This window comes from Zavarzinia sp. (genome assembly GCF_049306435.1).
Taxonomy (GTDB): Bacteria; Pseudomonadota; Alphaproteobacteria; order Zavarziniales; family Zavarziniaceae; genus Zavarzinia.
Window position 1 is genome coordinate 1 of sequence record NZ_JBAQRT010000224.1, and the last position, 16,807, is coordinate 16,807.

Below are 16,807 nucleotides of genomic sequence, written 5' to 3' on the forward strand. Positions count from 1 at the left end.
CCGTTCACCAATCTGGCGTGATTGATCGGGCGGACCGCGCGCAGCTCGATCACGATGTCATTGGCCCCGGCGAGGACGGCGGGCAAGGCGGCGCCCCGGCTCCAGGCGATGGCCTCGCCCGCGCCGGCGCTGTCCCTGGTCAGCGACCAGTCGAGGCGGCAATCGGCGAGGTCGAAACCTTCGGCGAACATGTCGCGCCTGGCCCGGTCGACCAGTTCCGCCGCCGCCGCTTCCAGCGCTTCGGCCGAACCCGTGCCGACATTGCGGCTGTAACCTTGCGCGATATCGGAAAAGCCGATGCCGAAGGCCGAGAAGACGGCGGCGAGGCCCGGAATGATCACCTGGCCGATCCCGGCCGCCTCGGCCACCGCCGAGACGACGAAGGGCCCGGCCCCGCCGAAGGCGGCGAGCGTCGTGTCGGCGTCGATCGTGGTGAAAGCCTTCAGGCTGTCGGCGATCTTGCCGACCCAGGCCTTTTCCGCCGCGGCGAGCGCCGCCGGCAGATCGAGGCCGAGCGGCTCGGCGATGGCGCCGCGCACCGCGGCCTCGGCCCGCGCCCGGTCGAGGGTCATGGCCCCGCCGAAATAGGTCGCGGGATCGATGAGGCCGGACAACAGGAAGACGTCGGTGATGGTCGGCCTTGTGCCGCCGAGGCCGAAGCAGGCCGGCCCCGGCGCCCCGCCGGCCGATTCCGGCCCGACCTTGATCGCGCCATCCTCGACCTTGAGGATGGAGGAGCCGCCGACCCCGACCGAGACGATGTCCGAGAGCGGGAAGGAGATTTCGATATTCTCGATCTCGCCCCGGCGCAGCGCCCGCGGGGCGCCGTTCTCGACGAGGCCGATATCGGTCGTGGTGCCGCCGATATCCATGGTCAGGAGACGCTTGAAGCCGTAATGCGCCGCCAGCGCCCGGGCGCCTTCCATGCCGCCCTGGGGGCCGGAGCCATAGGTCTTGACCGCGATGGTGCGGGCGACGCGGGCGCTGTCACCATCGTTGCGGAAGATCAGCAGCGGGTTTTGGTGCTTCCATTCGCGCAGGATCGCCTCCGCGTTATAGAGGAAGCCTTCCATGGCGGGATGCAGGAAGGCGTTGATCAGCGCCGACCAGCCGCGCCGCGCCGCATCGCCGTCGTCGACCAGCTCCGAAGCGCAGAGCACGGGCACGACGCCCAGCAGATGGCGCGGGAACTTGCGCAGGATCGCCTGTTTCAGCCGCTTCTCGCCCGCCCGGTAATCGTCGCCGCCGAGGCTGATGACGATGCGGTTGGCGCCATTGTTGGTCAGGGCGTTGATCGCCGAAACCAGGGCGCCGTCGAAGGCGTCGCCGGTCAGGGCGAGGTCGATCGCCTGCACCCGGTCGCCGACGAGAACGTCGAACATCGCCTTGGCGTCGGCCGAGGCGGACAGGCCGGTGATATCGTCGCCAGCGGAATGGATCAGGCCGAGGCGGGGACCCTTCTTCTCGACGATGGCGTTGGTGCCCTGGGTCGTCGAGTAACGGATGTGATCGGTGGCGACCAGGAGGTCGAGCAGCCTTTCCTCGCCATAGACGGCGACGGAGGCTTTCTTCAGACCCTCGAAGAAGCATTTCGACAAGTCATAGGGCGTGGTGATGGTCTTGGTGTGGTGGACCTTCGCCCCGTCGATCACGCAGATATCCGTCAGCGTGCCGCCGTTGTCGATATTGATGAGCAGACCCATGCCCTCTCCCGCCATTGGGGGAAGCGCCAGCGGGTGTCACCCCGGTGCCGGGCAAGGCTTCGCCGTCGCCCGGCACCGGCGCCTTTCGGCCGGCCCCGGACGGGGGTCGCATTGCTCAACCTGACGTTTCCTCGTTTTCGTTGGGTCTATTCTGGGCGGGGTGCCCCGGTCCATATCCCCCCGTCTGGGGGGAGGGGAATAGGGGGACCGCAGGGGGGCGGCTCCCCCACCCCCATGGGTCAGCGGGCGATGATGGCGTTTTCCCGGGGGTCGGGCGCCGGCAGCAGCACGCAGTGGCTCCCCGAGGGGCCGTGCATCGTGGCAACACACTGATTACACGAGGTGCAGCCCGATGCGGTCAGTCGTCCGTCGCGGAAAGCCTCGACCAGATCGGGGTCATGCAGCAGCGCCCGGCCCAGCACGATGGCGTCGAAGCCATCGGCCAGCACGTCCGCGACATTGCCGATGGATTTCACCCCGCCGAGATAGCCGAGCGGCATCGAGACCGCCGCCCGCACCTGGCGGGAGAATTCGCGCAAATACAGCTCGTGGAACTCTAGGCGACGCGGCTGCATCAGGGCCAGCATGTCGAGGGCCCGCCTGGCGATGAACGACGGCTCGGCCTGTTTCATCTCGGCGATCGGCATTTTCGAGCCGAAGATCCACCAGGGCGATTGCACATTCATGCCGGCAGAGAGCACGAGCATGTGGGCGCCCTCGGCTTCGAGCAGGCGGGCGAGTTCGGCGGCCTGACCGGCCCCGGCACCGCCGCGATAGCCTTCGTGAACGCCGATCTTGCACAGGACGGCCATGTCGCGCCCGACCGCGTCGAGCACCCGGCGCAGCACCATGCGGGGGAAGCGGGCGCGCCCCTCGACCGAGCCGCCGAAGTCGTCGCGCCTTTTGTTCTCGCCGGGCGACAGGAACTGGCTGAGCAGATAGCCATGGCCCATGTGAATCTCGACCGCGTCGAAACCAGCCTCCCGGGCAGTGACGGCGGCGGCGGCGAAACGATCGGCGAGCAGGTCCAGTTCGGCCGGGGTCAGGGCGCGTTTCAGCATCATGCCATGCAGCGCGCCCGAAGGATTAAACCCGGCGGAGGCGCTGGCCGGCCGTCGGCCGTCCGATGGCTTCACGAAACCGAAGGCGCCGCCATGGGTGATCTGGGCCGAGGCCGCGGCGCCTTCCCGGTGCACGGCATCGGTCAGCACGCGCAAGGGGCCGACCGCTTCCGGCCGCAGCCACAGCTGATCCTCGAAGGTGCGGCCGTCCCGCTCGATCGCGGCATAGGCCATGGTGGTCAGGGCGACGCCACCGGCGGCGATCTGGCGGTGGTGATTGACGAGAGCCCGGGTCGGCAGGCTGCCGCGATACATGCCCTCGTTCGCGCCGGATTTGATAAAGCGGTTGCGCAGGCGCAAGGGGCCGAGAGTCCAGCCTTCGAATGCCTTGTCCGCCCCTGTGGTCATGATCGCCCCCTCCCCGTTTTCCGGCAGGCTAGGCGCGGCGGCGATGGCCGCCCACCTCCAAAGGGATTAGGCGGGGCATGTATCGTCGACGCGCAATGCACCCCCGCGAGCGGCGCGGCTGGTCGGTCCCGGCCGGGGCATTTACCATTCCGATTACAGGGTGAAACAAGAATTACGCGATGCGTATGGAGTATGGCGATGACCAGCCGCCGGCAGCTTCGATTGGGGGCCTTCATGCGGCCCGTCAGCATCCATACCGGCGCCTGGCGCTGGCCCGGCGCCCAGGCGGACGCCAATTTCAACCTGCGCCACCTCACCCGCTCTATCCAGAAGCTCGAGGCGGGCAAGTTCGACGCCTTTTTCATGGCCGATCACCTCGCCGTCCTCAACATGCCGATCGAGGCCTTGCGGCGCAGCCACACGGTCACCTCCTTCGAGCCTTTCACCCTGCTGTCCGCCCTCGCCATGGTGACCGAGCGGATCGGGCTGATCGCCACCGCCTCGACCACTTTCGACGAGCCGTTCCACATCGCGCGGCGCTTCGCCTCGCTCGATCACATCAGCGAGGGGCGGGCGGGCTGGAACATCGTCACCACCTCCAACCCCGACGCGGCGCTGAACTTCGGCCGCGACAGCCATATGGAGCATGGCGACCGCTATCGCCGGGCGCGCGAGTTCTACGATGTCGTCACCGGCCTGTGGGACAGTTTCGCCGACGATGCCTTCATCCGCGACGCAGACAGCGGCATCTTCTTCGATCCCGAACGGATGCACCGGCTGAACCACAAGGGCGAATATCTCTCGGTGCGGGGGCCGCTGCATATCGCGCGGCCGGTGCAGGGCTGGCCGGTGATCGTGCAGGCGGGCGCTTCCGAGCCCGGGCGCCAGCTCGCGGCCGAGACGGCGGAGCTGGTCTTCGCCGCCCCCTCCACGCTCGCCGGGGCGCGCGGCTTCTATGCCGATGTGAAGGGCCGGATGGATCGCTTGGGGCGCCCGCGCGATCACCTGAAGATCCTCCCGGCCGCCTTCGTCGTCATCGGCGACACGGTCGAGGCGGCGAAGCAGAGGCGCCTGAAGCTCGACAGTCTCGTCCATTATGAAAGTGCCATCGCCTCGCTCTCGGTCGCGCTCGGCCATGACGCCTCGGGCTTCGATCCGGACGGGCCGCTGCCGCCGATCCCCGAGACCAACGACAGCAAGAGCAGCCGGGAGCGGGTGATCGAACTCGCCGAGCGCGAGGGCTTGAGCGTGCGCCAGCTCGCCCAGCGCCTCGGCGGCTATGCCGGCCTGTCCTTCGTCGGCACGGCGCAGACGATCGCCGACGAGATGGAGGAATGGCTGGAAACGGAGGGGAGCGACGGTTTCAACATCATGTTCCCCTGGCTGCCCGGCGGGCTCGACGAATTCGTCGACCAGGTCGTGCCGGAATTGCAGCGCCGCGGCCTGTTCCGCACCGAATACGAGGGGCGGACTTTGCGCGAAAACCTGGGCCTGCCCCGGCCGGCGAACCGCTTCTTCGCAGCGCCGGCCGGGTGAGCCCCGGAAGGCCTAGCGGCCGAGATCGACCGCCGTCCGCTCGATGCAGTCGGCGGCGAGGCCGACCAGTTCGTCGATCTCGGGCTTGGTGATCGACAGCGGCGGGGCGAGCACCATCACGTCGCGACAAGCCCGCATGACGAGGCCGTTGGCGAAGCAATGGTTGCGGCACTGGGTGCCGACGCCGCGCTTCGGATCGAAGTAGGAATGGCTCGGCTTGTGCTCGACCAGTTCCATCGCCGCGATCATGCCGACGCCGCGCACTTCGCCGACCAGCCGGTGATCGCCGAGCGCGCTGCGCAGACTTGCCTGGAAATAATCGCCGATCTCGCCGCCGGCGGCTTCGATCAGGCCTTCCTCTTCCATGATCTCGAGGTTACGGAGGGCAACCGCCGCAGCGACCGGATGGCCGGAATAGGTGAAGCCATGGACGATTTCCTCGCCCGCGGTACGGAAGGTCTCGGCGACGCGGCCGCCCATCATGATGCCGGCCATCGGGATGTAGCCCGAGGTCAGGCCCTTGGCCATGGTCATGAAATCGGGCTGGATGCCGAAGGTCTGGCTGCCGAACCATTTGCCGGTCCGGCCGAAGCCGCAGATCACTTCGTCGGCGATCACCAGCACATCATACTGGCGACAGATGCGCATGATCTCGGGCCAATAGGTGGCGGGCGGAATGATCACGCCGCCGGCGCCCTGGATCGGCTCGCCGATGAAGGCGCCGACGTTTTCCGGTCCGAGTTCGAGGATCTTCTTCTCGACCGCGCGGGCCGCCTTCAGGCCGAATTCGTCCGGGCTGAGGTCGCCGCCATGGGCGTACCAATAGGGCGCCTCGACGTGGACGACGCCGGGCAGCGGCAGGTCGAACTGTGGGTGCATGGCGGTCAGGCCCGACATGGACGCCGCCTGCATGGTCACGCCGTGATAGGCGTAATTGCGGCTGATGATGGTCTTCTTGCGCGGCTTGCCGTGCAGGTTCCAGAAGTAGCGGACGAGCTTGGCGATGGTGTCGTTCGCTTCCGAACCCGAGCCGGCGTAGGTGACGAGATCCATGCCCGGGGGCGCGATCGAGGCCAGCTTCTCGGACAGGGCGACCACCGGCGGGTGGGTGGTCTGGAAGAAGGTGTTGTAATAGGGCAGTTCGAGCAGCTGCTGCTTGGCGACCTCGGCCAGCTCGGCCCGGCCGTAGCCGACATTGACGCACCACAGGCCCGACATGCCGTCGATCATGCCGTGGCCTTCGGAATCCCACAGACGGACGCCTTCCGCCCTTGTGATGACGCGCGCGCCCTTGGCGGCGAGACCGGCATGGTCGGTGAAGGGATGCAGGTGGTGGCGGGCATCGGCGGCCTGCAGGGCCTTGGTCGAATTGCGAACGGGAGTGGCGGTCATGGCGATCGGCCTCGTCGGATGAAACGATACAGGAAAGAGACGAAGGAGGTAACGCGGCCAGACCTAGGGGTTGTAGCCGATGCGCGCGCAATGGATCAGCATCACGCGCTTGCGCGTGATCGTCGGAGGAAGCGTGCGGCCGTTGTCGATCATGGCGTCGGACTATAATGAAAAAGCCCGCCCCGGGTAAGGGGGCGGGCTTCTGAACCGCGATGAGAACCGCCTTCAGGCGTCGGAAGAATCCTTGCCCAGCGTGCGCAGCAGCTCGATCACCTTGCGCCGTACCGCTTCATCCTCGATCAGGTAATAGGCCCGGACGAGGCTGATGGTCTCGGCGCGCGACATGAGGTCGAGATCGCCGGACTCGCTCTCGCTCCTGGTGCCTTCGACACCGTCGAAGAAAAAGGAAATCGGCACATCGAGAACTTCCGCCATCTTGTGCAGCTTGGAGGCGGAAATCCTGTTGGTGCCCTTTTCGTATTTCTGGACCTGCTGGAAGGTCAACTCCAGGGCATTGCCGAGTTCCGTCTGGCTGAAACCCAGGAGCTGGCGACGGAGTTTGACCCTCGCCCCGACATGGACATCAACCGGATTTGCCTTGGTCGGCATCAGTATTCTCCTTGGCGCTTGGCCGCGCGACATTTCAGAATTCAAGAAGGCGGCCAGATTTACTTAGAAATGCGCCCCCCGGATCATTTGCTATCATAGCATTGTAATATTGCCAATGGGCGGTTGTGCTGACCCACCATGCCCGGAGACGGCGAATTTCCAAGGGATGGCATTTATCGTCTTATACCACTACCAAACGTTGCGTGCAGGCCCCAAGTTTCACAGTGCCCCGGCGTAAAGGGCAAACACATTCCTAACGCCTTCCCGTTTTTCCGAGCATTTACTTCACATAACGGCAATTCGCGATGGTTGTGGGCCGGCGATCGGCACCACATGCGTCAATCTGTCGCATGATGGGGCCATGTTCCGGGACCGGAGCGACGGAATGTCGCTGACCCGCCTTGGTCCTGTCGCCAGCCTCGGCTAGGCTCGCCTCGATCCGCGACACGCGAGGAGAAGGTCCATGGTCGAGAACAAGGCGGCGCAAGCGCGGCGCGACCAGATCGAGGCAATCACCGCCGAGGCCCGCGCCCGGCTCGGCTCGGGCGAGGCGGCGGAAGTGGTCGCCCGCTATTTCGAGCATCTCGGCACCGAGGACCTCCTGGCCCGCTCGCCGGAAGCGCTGTTCGGCGCCGCCCTCGGCCACTGGCGCTTCGCCGCCGAACGCGGCAAGGGCGGCAACCGGGTACGGGTCTTCAATCCCCGGCTCGACGCCCACGGCTGGTACAGCCCGCACACGGTGGTCGAGACCGTCACCGACGACATGCCGTTCCTGGTCGATTCCATCACCGCCGCCCTGGCGCGCGAGGGCCGGGGCGTGCATCTGATCGCCCATCCGATCCTGACCGTGACGCGGGACGAGGGCGGAAAGCGCCTGGCGCTCTGCGCCCCCGAAAGCCCCGGGGCCATCGCCGAATCCCTCATTCATATCGAGATCGACGAGGACGGCGACGCGGATTCCCGGGCCGCCCTCGCCGGCCGCCTCGACCATATCCTGTCGGACGTGCGGGCGGCGGTCGAGGACTGGCGCGCCATGCTGACCCTCCTCGAGGAGACGGCGGAGGCGCTGGCCGCCGCGCCGGGCACGGACGATCGCAAGCCCGAACAGGTCGCCTTCCTGCGCTGGATGCGAGACGAGAATTTCGTCCTCCTGGGCGCCCGCGACTACGTCCTGCGCGACGGGGAACTGGTGCAGGCCGCCGGCCTTGGCCTGCTGCGCGATGCCGGCATCCATGCCATGGGCCGGGACGGCGACGCCGGTGTGCATCACCTGCGGGACAGCGACACCGCCCTGATCGTCACCAAATCCAATCTCGAATCCACGGTGCACCGGCGCGGCATCATGGATTTCGTCGGCGTGAAGCGCTTCGACGCCGAAGGAAAGCCGGTCGGGGAGCGGCGCTTCTACGGCCTCTTCGCCTCGACCGCCTATCAGCTGCGGCCGCGCGACATTCCCCTGCTGCGGGATAAGGTGGCGCGGGTGCTGACCCGGGCGGGCTTCGCGCCGAACAGCCATGACGGCAAGGCCCTGCTGAACACGCTCGAGACCTATCCGCGCGACGAGCTGTTCCAGATCGACGAGGCGGAGCTGGCCCAGATCGCCCTCGGCATCCTGCGGCTGGAGGAGCGGCCGCATACCGGCCTGTTCCTGCGCGTCGATGCCTTTTCGCGCTGGATTTCCGCCCTCGTCTATCTGCCGCGCGACCAGTTCGACACGGCCCTGCGCCAGTGCGTCGAAGTGATCCTGTGCCGGGCGGCCGGCGGCGAAGTCATTTCGCGCACCAGTCTCGTCGGCCATACCGCCCTCGCCCGGGTCCATCTGATCGTGCGGGCGACGGCGGACGGGCTGGCCGCCCTCGATCCTGCGGCGCTGCAGGCGGAAATCGCCCTCGCCGCGCGCGGCTGGACCGACCGCCTGCGCGAGGCCCTGATCGCGGCCGAGGGCGAGGACAAGGGATTGAAGCTGGCACGGCGCTGGCTGTCGGCCTTCCCCGCCAGCTACCGCGAAAGCCACACGCCCGACGCCGCGCTGGCCGAAATCGCCAAGGCCGAGCCGCTGGTCGCGGCGGGCGTCGTCGGCGCGGTCACCCAGGCGCTCTACCGCCGGCTGGAGGACGAGGAATCCTCGCTGCGCTTCAAGCTCTATCGCCTCGGCCAGCCGCTGCCCCTGTCGGACTGTCTGCCGCTGATCGAGCACATGGGCCTCAAGGTCATGGAGGAAGTGCCCCATGCCCTTCACTGCGCCGATGGCCCCATGGTCTGGCTGCATGATTTCCGCCTGATCGATCCGCAGGGGCGTCGGCTCGCCCTCGATACGCTGGGGCCGCTGATCGAGGAGGCCTTCGCCCTGCTGTGGTCCGGCCATATGGAGGACGACCGCTTCAACCGGCTGGTCGTGCTGGCGGCCATGCCGGCGCGGGACGTCATGGTGCTGCGGGCGATCGCCAAATACCTGCGCCAGATCGGCGTCGCCTATAGTCAGGACTACATGGAGGAGACGCTGGCGCGCTGGCCCGGGATCGCCCGCGACCTCGTCGGCCTGTTTCACCTCCGCCATGACCCGGCCTGCGAGGGCGACCGGCCGCTGGCCTGCGCGGCGGCGCGGGCGACCATCCTCGTCGCCCTCGACGCGGTGGAGAGCCTCGACGAGGACCGCATCCTGCGCCGCTTCCTCAATATCGTCGACGCCTCGCTGCGCACCAACCTGTACCAGCGCGGCGACGATGGCGGCCATCGACCCTGCCTCGCCATCAAGCTGGACAGCCCCAAGGTCGAAGGCCTGCCGCTGCCCCGGCCGCTGGTCGAGATCTGGGTCTTCAGTCCCCGGGTCGAGGGCGTTCATCTGCGCGGCGGCAAGGTCGCCCGGGGCGGCATCCGCTGGTCCGACCGGCGCGAGGATTTCAGGACCGAGATCCTCGGCCTCGTGAAGGCGCAGATGGTGAAGAACGCGGTCATCGTGCCCACCGGCTCGAAGGGCGGCTTCTATCCGAAGCACATGCCGGTCGGCGCGACCCGCGACGCCCAGCAGGCCGAGGCGATCGAATGCTATCGCATCTTCATCGGCGGCCTCCTCGACCTGACCGACAACATCAGGGGCGGGGTGGTGGTCGCGCCGGCCCGCACTATTCGCTACGACCGGGACGATCCCTATCTGGTGGTCGCCGCCGACAAGGGCACCGCGACCTTCTCGGATATCGCCAATGAAATCGCCGAATCCCGCGGCTTCTGGCTGGGCGATGCCTTCGCCTCCGGGGGTTCGGCCGGCTATGACCACAAGGCCATGGGCATTACCGCGCGCGGCGGCTGGGAAGCGGTGAAGCGCCATTTCCGCGAAATGGGCCACGACACGCAAAGCCAGGACTTCACCGTCGCCGGTGTCGGCGACATGTCGGGCGATGTCTTCGGCAACGGCATGATCCTGTCGGAGAAGATCCGCCTCGTCGCCGCCTTCGATCACCGCCACATCTTCCTCGACCCCGATCCCGATTGTGCCGCCAGTTTCGCGGAGCGGCGGCGCCTGTTCGCCCTGGCCCGCTCGTCGTGGGACGATTTCGACCGCGAGGCGATCTCGGCCGGCGGCGGCGTCTTCCCGCGCACGCTGAAAGCCGTGCCCCTGTCGCCCCAGGTCCGCGCCCGTCTCGGGATCGAGGCGGAAAGCCTGACCCCGGCCGAGCTGATCCAGGCGATCCTGCGCGCGCCCGTGGATCTTCTGTGGTTCGGCGGCATCGGCACCTATGTGAAGGCGGCGGCCGAGAGCCAGGCGGATGCCGGCGACAAGGCCAATGACGCCGTCCGCGTCGACGCCGGAACGATCCGCGCCCGCGTGGTCGGCGAGGGGGCGAACCTGGGCTGCACCCAGCGCGGCCGGATCGAATACGCCCTGGCGGGCGGGCGCATCAATACCGACGCCATCGACAATTCCGCCGGGGTCGATTGCTCCGACCACGAGGTGAACATCAAGATCCTGCTGAACGGCGTGATGGCCGAGGGCGATCTGACCCGCAAGCAGCGCGACGCCCTCCTGCGCGAGATGACCGACGAGGTCGGCTCTCTCGTCCTCGCCGACAATTATCTGCAGACCCAGGCGATCAGCATGGTCGAGGCGCGTGGCCATCACGCGCTGGAAAACCAGATGCGCCTGATGCGGATGCTGGAGGCGGACGGGCGGCTGAACCGCAAGGTCGAATTCCTGCCGCCGGACAGCGTGCTGGCGGAGCGGTTCCGCGCCCGCAAGGGCCTGACCCGACCGGAGATATCGGTCCTGCTCGCCTATGCCAAGATGCGCCTGCAGGACAGCCTGCTCGAGGGTGACGCGCCCGAGGATGATTTCCTCGACGACGAGCTGGCGGCCTATTTCCCGACCCCGATCCAGCAGCGCTATCCGGCCGAGATCGCCCGCCACCGCCTGCGGCGCGAGATCGTGGCGACGCGCCTCGCCAATGCCATCGTCAACTGGGCGGGGCCGACCTTCGTTTCCCGCATCGAGGAAGCGACGGGCTTCGATACCGGCACCATCGCCCGGGCCTATGTCACCGCCCGCGCGATCTTCGGTCTGCAGGCCCTGGCCGAGGCGATCGATGCCCTCGACGGCCAGGTGCCGGCGGCCAGCCAGACCCGCATGTTGCTGGCGACCGGCGATGTCACCCGCCAGGCCACCATGTGGCTGCTGCACAACGAGGTGCAGCCGATGGCGATCCGCGTGGCGATCGGGCGTTACCGCCCCGGCGTCGCCCAGCTCGCCGACACGCTGCCCTCGTTGCTGCCCGAGCGGGCGGCGATGCGGCTGGCCTCGGCGCGGGACGGACTGACCGGACTTGGTGTTTCGGCGGACCTCGCGGGGGCCATTGCCGCGCTGCCCTTCCTCGCCGGTGCGCTCGACATCGTCGCGGCGACGGATGGCGGCGACGTCGGCCTGCTGGGCCGGGCCTATTTCCGCCTCGGCGACGAGATCGGCCTCGACGCCCTGCGCGAGGCGGCGGCGGCGATCGAGCCCGGCGATCACTGGGACCGGCTGGCGCTGACCTCGCTGGTCGACGATCTCTACAGCCAGCAGCGCCTGCTGGCCGCCGCCGCCACCCGGTCGCCCGGCGGGTTGGAGGGCTGGCTGACCGCCAATGCCGTTGGCATCGCCCGCACCCGCCATCTGGTCGCGGAATTGACCGAGGGCGGCGCGAGCCTGTCGAAACTGACCTTCGCCGGCCGCCATCTGCGCGGCCAGTTCTCGGTCTGAGGAGGAATATCTTGTCGAAACGCCTGGCCGAAGCCTCCTGGACCACCTTCGACTGGGCGTTTCAGCCCTTCTTCACCCTGGTCACGACCTTCATCTTCGCGCCCTATTTCGTCGCCGCCGTCGCCCCCGACGCGGTGACCGGACAGGCCTGGTGGGGCTATACCCAGACCGTCGCCGGCATCGCCATCGCCCTGCTCTCGCCGGTGCTGGGCGCCATCGCAGATGCCGCCGGCCCGCGCAAACCCTGGATCGCAGCGCTGGCCTTCCTCACCTTCGCCGGCTGTGCCCTCCTGTGGCTGGCGCTGCCGGGGGCGGGGGGCGGCACGCTGCTGCTCGTCCTCGTCGCGATCACGCTGGCGACCATCGGCGCCGAATTCGCCATCGTCTTCAACAACGCGATGCTGCCCGACCTGGTGCCGGCGCATCGGGTCGGGGTGCTGTCGGCGATCGGCTGGGGGGTGGGCTATGTCGGCGGGCTGATTTCGCTCGGCCTCGTGCTCGGCCTCTTCGTCTTGCCCGAGGTGCCGGCCTTCGGCCTCGACAAGGCCGCCCATGAGGCGGAGCGGTTGAGCGGCCCCCTGTCGGCGGTCTGGCTCGCCATCTTCATCCTGCCGATGTTTCTCTTCGTGCCCGACAAGCCGCATCAGGGCCTGCCCCGAGGCGCGGCGATCCGTCAGGGCCTGTCCCAACTGGCCGGGACCTTGCGGGGCCTGCGCCATTACCGCAACCAGATGCGTTTCCTCGCCGCCCACATGATCTATGGCGACGCACTGCTGGCGATCTTCGCCTTCGGCGGCATCTATGCCCGCAGCACCTTCGGCTGGGACCTGCTGACCATCGGTATCTTCGGCATCATCCTGAACATCCTCGCCATGCTCGGCTCTTTCCTCGGCGGCGCGCTGGAGGCGCGGATCGGCTCGAAGCGGACGGTGACGATTTCCCTGATCCTGCTCATCGTCGGCACGATCGGCATCCTGTCGATCGGGGCGGACCGGATTTTCTTCCTCATCGAGGTGACACCGCCGGCGCCCGACCGCGGCTTGTTCGCGAGCCCGGCGGAACTCGCCTTCCTCGCCTCGACCCTGGTGCTCGGCCTGCCCTTCGGCCCGGCGCAGGCGTCGAGCCGCAGCCTGATGGCGCGGCTGGCGCCGCCGTCGATGATGACGGAATTCTTCGGGCTCTATGCCCTGTCGGGCAAGGCGACGGCCTTCCTCGCGCCGTTTCTCATCGGCATCGTGACCGAGATCACCCAGGATCAGCGCCTCGGCATCGCCGTCGTCGTGCCCTTCCTGCTGATCGGCCTGTGGCTGCTTTCGGGCGTCCGGGAGCCGGTGATCCACAGCGCCCGATAGCGCGCCGCCCCGACGAGACTCCGGCCTTCGCCGGAGTGACGAGATGTTAGTTGCAGCCTTCAAGGGCCATTGAGGCCCCGCGGAGCTTCAGCGCAGCGAGCCAAGGATCGCGGACGCGATCCGCCCGGCGCCTGAGGGCCCAACAAAAATCAGCGAGCCAAGGCGGCGGATGCCGCCGCCCGGCGCCTGAGGGCCTATATGTCAGTGCCTGAAATGCCGCTCGCCGGTGAAGACCATGGCGAGGCCGGCGGCATCGGCGGCGGCGATCACTTCGCCGTCGCGGATGGAGCCGCCGGGCTGGGCCACTGCCGTCGCCCCGGCTTCGACGAGGACGTCGAGACCATCGGCGAAGGGGAAGAAGGCGTCGGAGGCGGCGACCGAGCCCTTGGTCAGCGGCTCGTCGAGGCCGGCGGTGCGGGCGGCGTCCTGCGCCTTGCGGAAGGCGATGCGGGCGCTGTCGACCCGGCTCATCTGGCCGGCGCCGATGCCGACGGTGGCGCCATTCTTCACGAAGACGATGGTATTCGACTTCACGTGCTTGGCGACCTTGACGGCGAATTCCATGTCGGCCACTTCCTGGTCGGACGGCGCGCGCTTGGTCTTCACTTCGAAGCGGCTGCCGTCGGCGCCGATGGCGTCGCGGGTCTGGACCAGAAGGGCGCCGGCCAGGGTCTTGGCGGTCAGGCCTGTTGCCCTGGGGTCGGGCAGGCCGCCGGTGATCAGCAGGCGCAGGTTCTTCTTGGCCGAGAGCACGGCGATCGCTTCATCATCCGCGTCGGGGGCGACGATGACTTCGGTGAAGATCTTGGAAATCGCCTCGGCGGTTTCCTTGTCGAGGGTGGAATTCACCGCGACGATGCCGCCGAAGGCCGAGACCGGATCGCACATCAGCGCCTTGTCCCAGGCCTCCAGCAGGCTGTCGCCGGTGGCGACGCCGCAGGGATTGGCGTGTTTCACGATGACGACGGCGGGGCCATCCTTGGGATCGAATTCGGCGACCAGCTCGAAGGCGGCGTCCGTGTCGTTCAGATTGTTGTAGGACAACTCCTTGCCCTGGAGCTGGCGCGCGGTGGCGACGCCCGGGCGCTTCTCGCCGGTGACATAGAGCGCGGCGGCCTGATGCGGGTTCTCGCCATAGCGAAGCAAAGAAGCGCGCGTGCCCGACAGGGTCAGGCGTTCGGGGAAGGTGTCGTCCAGCTGCCTGGCGAACCATCCGGAAATCGCGGCATCATAGGATGCGGTGCGGGCATAGGCCCGGGCCGCCAGCTTGCGCCGCAGGGCAAGGGTGGTGGCGCCGCCATGGGCCGCGAGATCGTCGAGCACGGCCTGATAGTCCGCGGGCTCGACGACGACGGTGACGTGATCATGGTTCTTGGCGGCGGAGCGGATCATGGCCGGGCCGCCGATATCGATATTCTCGATCGTCTCGTCCCAATCGGCGCCGCGCGCCACCGTCGCCTCGAAGGGGTAGAGATTGACGACGACGAGATCGATATTGCCGATGCCGTGCAGGTTCATCTGCTCGACATGATCGGCGACATCGCGCCGGCCAAGGAGGCCGCCATGGACCTTGGGATGCAGGGTCTTCACCCGACCGTCGAGGATTTCCGGGCTACCCGTGTAATCCGCGACCTCGATGACCTTGAGCCCGGCGTCGCGCAGCGTCTTCGCGGTGCCGCCGGTGGACAGCAGTTCGACGCCGCGATCGGCAAGGGCGAGGGCGAAGGGAATGAGGCCGGTCTTGTCCGAGACCGAAAGAAGCGCGCGGGCGATCATGATCTTCCCTGAATGGCTGGGGTGATGGAAATTGGCGCTTGTCTTAGCACCCGATGCACGGTCCCGCCACTGCGGTGCTTGCCTGCGCGGCCGATGTTCACTTATTGTTCGCCATCATGACCCGCCGACTGTTGCCGATTCTCCTGATCATCGTGGCGGCCGCCGGGCTTGCCGTGGCGGCCGCCGCCCTGTGGACCCATCCCGGCCAGGCCCTGGCGAAACTGTCGGGGACCATGCCCGGGCCCTTTTCCGCCGAGGTCCTGCAGGTCGTCGACGGCGACACGCTGGAGGTGCGGGTGGCGATCTGGCTCGGCCAGGATGTCGTGACCCATGTCCGGCTGCTGGGCATCGACACGCCGGAGCTGCGCGGCAAATGCGACGCGGAAAAGGCCAAGGCCGCCGCCGCCCGCGACTTGCTGCGGTCGCTGGTCGAGGGCCAGCCGGTGACCCTTCGCGATGTCGCCTACGACAAATACGGCGGGCGCGTCCTCGCCCTGGTCTCGGGCGCCGACGGCAAACCCCTGGCCGACCGCCTGATCACCGCCGGCCTCGCCCGCGCCTATGACGGCAAGGCGCGGGCCGGCTGGTGCGAGTGAGAACCACCCACCTCACCCCGACCCTCTCCCCCCTGAAGGGCGGAGAGGGAGAAGATATGTGGCTCCCTCTCCGCCCGCTTGCGGGGGGAGAGGGCGGGGGGTGAGGTGGGTCGCGACGCCACACCGCTCGCCCGCCGGCTGAGGCGCGATGCGACCGAGGCGGAAAAGCGCCTGTGGTCGGCGTTGCGCCAGACGCCCCTGCCCTGCCGCCTGCGCCGTCAGCATCCCATCGGCCCCTATATCGCCGACTTCGCCCTGCCGGAAATCCGCCTGGTGATCGAACTCGATGGCGGTCAGCACGCGGAGAATGCCTCGGATGATCGACGCACGGCGGCGCTTGCCGCGGCGGGGTGGCGCGTCATCCGGTTCTGGAATCACGAGGTGCTGGGTAATACCGCCGGTGTCGTCGAGGCGGTATTGCTGGAAGTGCGGCGGTGTTCACCCACCTCACCTCACCCCTCTCCCCCCTGAAGGGCGGAGGGGGAGAAGATATGTGGCCCCCTCTCCGCCCGCTTGCGGGGGGAGAGGGCGGGGGGTGAGGTGGGTGAGCCTTAAGTGTTCTGGCGGTTCTCGATCAGGTCGTTGACGACGGAGGGATCGGCGAGGGTCGAGGTATCGCCGAGGGAGCCGAACTCGTTCTCGGCGATCTTGCGCAGGATGCGGCGCATGATCTTGCCCGAGCGGGTCTTGGGCAGGCCGGGGGCGAACTGGATCAGGTCGGGGCTGGCGATCGGGCCGATCTCGCGGCGGACCCAAGCGACCAGTTCTTTCTTCAGGGCGTCGGACGGCTCCTCGCCGGCGTTGAGCGTGACATAGGCATAGATGCCCTGGCCCTTGAGGTCGTGCGGGTAGCCCACGACAGCGGCCTCGGCGACCTTGGCGTGGGCGACGAGGGCGGATTCCACCTCGGCGGTGCCCATGCGGTGGCCCGAGACATTGATCACGTCGTCGACCCGACCGGTGATCCAGTAGTAACCATCCTCGTCGCGGCGGCAGCCGTCGCCGGTGAAATATTTCCCCGGGTAGGTCGAGAAATAGGTCTGCACGAAGCGCTCGTGATCGCCGTAGACCGTGCGCATCTGGCCGGGCCAGCTGTCGGCGATGCAGAGATTGCCCTCGGTCGCGCCTTCCAGCACCTTGCCGT

The 16,807-nt window shown here is 67.9% G+C and carries 11 protein-coding genes; 5 read left to right on the top strand and 6 right to left on the bottom strand.

Translation table 11 applies throughout. From position 1 onward, the window contains the following. Together WAZ62_RS13180 and WAZ62_RS13185 are read right to left on the bottom strand one after the other, a co-directional pair. A partial coding sequence (locus WAZ62_RS13180) for a hydantoinase/oxoprolinase family protein (RefSeq protein ID WP_422643997.1) occupies window positions 1–1,703 on the bottom strand: 1,703 nt, incomplete at its 3' end. Between the two features lie 239 nt (window positions 1,704–1,942). Continuing rightward, complete coding sequence (locus tag WAZ62_RS13185) at window positions 1,943–3,172, bottom strand: NADH:flavin oxidoreductase (RefSeq protein WP_422643998.1); 1,230 nt, start codon at window positions 3,170–3,172, stop codon at window positions 1,943–1,945. Between the two features lie 234 nt (window positions 3,173–3,406). On the opposite strand from WAZ62_RS13185, the gene WAZ62_RS13190 reads away from it, so the two are divergent. Next, on the top strand, window positions 3,407–4,708 hold the full coding sequence (locus WAZ62_RS13190; RefSeq protein WP_422643999.1) for an LLM class flavin-dependent oxidoreductase: 1,302 nt from the start codon (window positions 3,407–3,409) through the stop codon (window positions 4,706–4,708). Window positions 4,709–4,720: 12 nt separating this feature from the next. On the opposite strand, the gene WAZ62_RS13195 is transcribed toward WAZ62_RS13190, so the two are convergent. Continuing rightward, window positions 4,721–6,100: an aspartate aminotransferase family protein gene (locus tag WAZ62_RS13195; protein WP_422644000.1), complete on the bottom strand. Its 1,380-nt coding sequence runs from the start codon at window positions 6,098–6,100 to the stop codon at window positions 4,721–4,723. Between the two features lie 225 nt (window positions 6,101–6,325). Further along, entirely contained in the window at window positions 6,326–6,709 is a 384-nt protein-coding gene (locus tag WAZ62_RS13200) for a helix-turn-helix domain-containing protein (protein WP_422644001.1), read from the bottom strand. 463 nt (window positions 6,710–7,172) lie between these two features. Here WAZ62_RS13200 and WAZ62_RS13205 point away from each other — a divergent pair, with 463 nt between their 5' ends. Next, window positions 7,173–11,939 carry an NAD-glutamate dehydrogenase gene (locus tag WAZ62_RS13205; RefSeq protein WP_422644002.1) on the top strand — a complete coding sequence of 1,589 codons (4,767 nt, stop codon included), beginning with the start codon at window positions 7,173–7,175 and terminating at the stop codon, window positions 11,937–11,939. After that, complete coding sequence (locus tag WAZ62_RS13210) at window positions 11,936–13,291, top strand: MFS transporter (protein WP_422644007.1); 1,356 nt, start codon at window positions 11,936–11,938, stop codon at window positions 13,289–13,291. Before WAZ62_RS13205 ends, WAZ62_RS13210 begins: the two co-directional genes overlap by 4 nt. A gap of 201 nt (window positions 13,292–13,492) precedes the next feature. On the opposite strand, the gene purH is transcribed toward WAZ62_RS13210, so the two are convergent. Further along, window positions 13,493–15,067 (bottom strand): bifunctional phosphoribosylaminoimidazolecarboxamide formyltransferase/IMP cyclohydrolase, encoded by a 1,575-nt coding sequence (gene purH / locus WAZ62_RS13215; RefSeq protein ID WP_422644003.1) that lies wholly within the window; start codon window positions 15,065–15,067, stop codon window positions 13,493–13,495. Window positions 15,068–15,183: 116 nt separating this feature from the next. Here purH and WAZ62_RS13220 point away from each other — a divergent pair, with 116 nt between their 5' ends. Then, window positions 15,184–15,663, top strand: a complete 480-nt coding sequence (locus WAZ62_RS13220) for a thermonuclease family protein (protein WP_422644004.1) — start codon at window positions 15,184–15,186, stop codon at window positions 15,661–15,663. A 105-nt stretch (window positions 15,664–15,768) separates the two neighbouring features. Beyond that, entirely contained in the window at window positions 15,769–16,134 is a 366-nt protein-coding gene (locus WAZ62_RS13225; protein ID WP_422644005.1) for an endonuclease domain-containing protein, read from the top strand. A gap of 80 nt (window positions 16,135–16,214) precedes the next feature. Here WAZ62_RS13225 and WAZ62_RS13230 read toward each other — a convergent pair. Continuing rightward, window positions 16,215–16,807, bottom strand: a 593-nt coding sequence (locus WAZ62_RS13230) for an AMP-binding enzyme (protein ID WP_422644006.1), incomplete at its 5' end; no start/stop codon positions are given.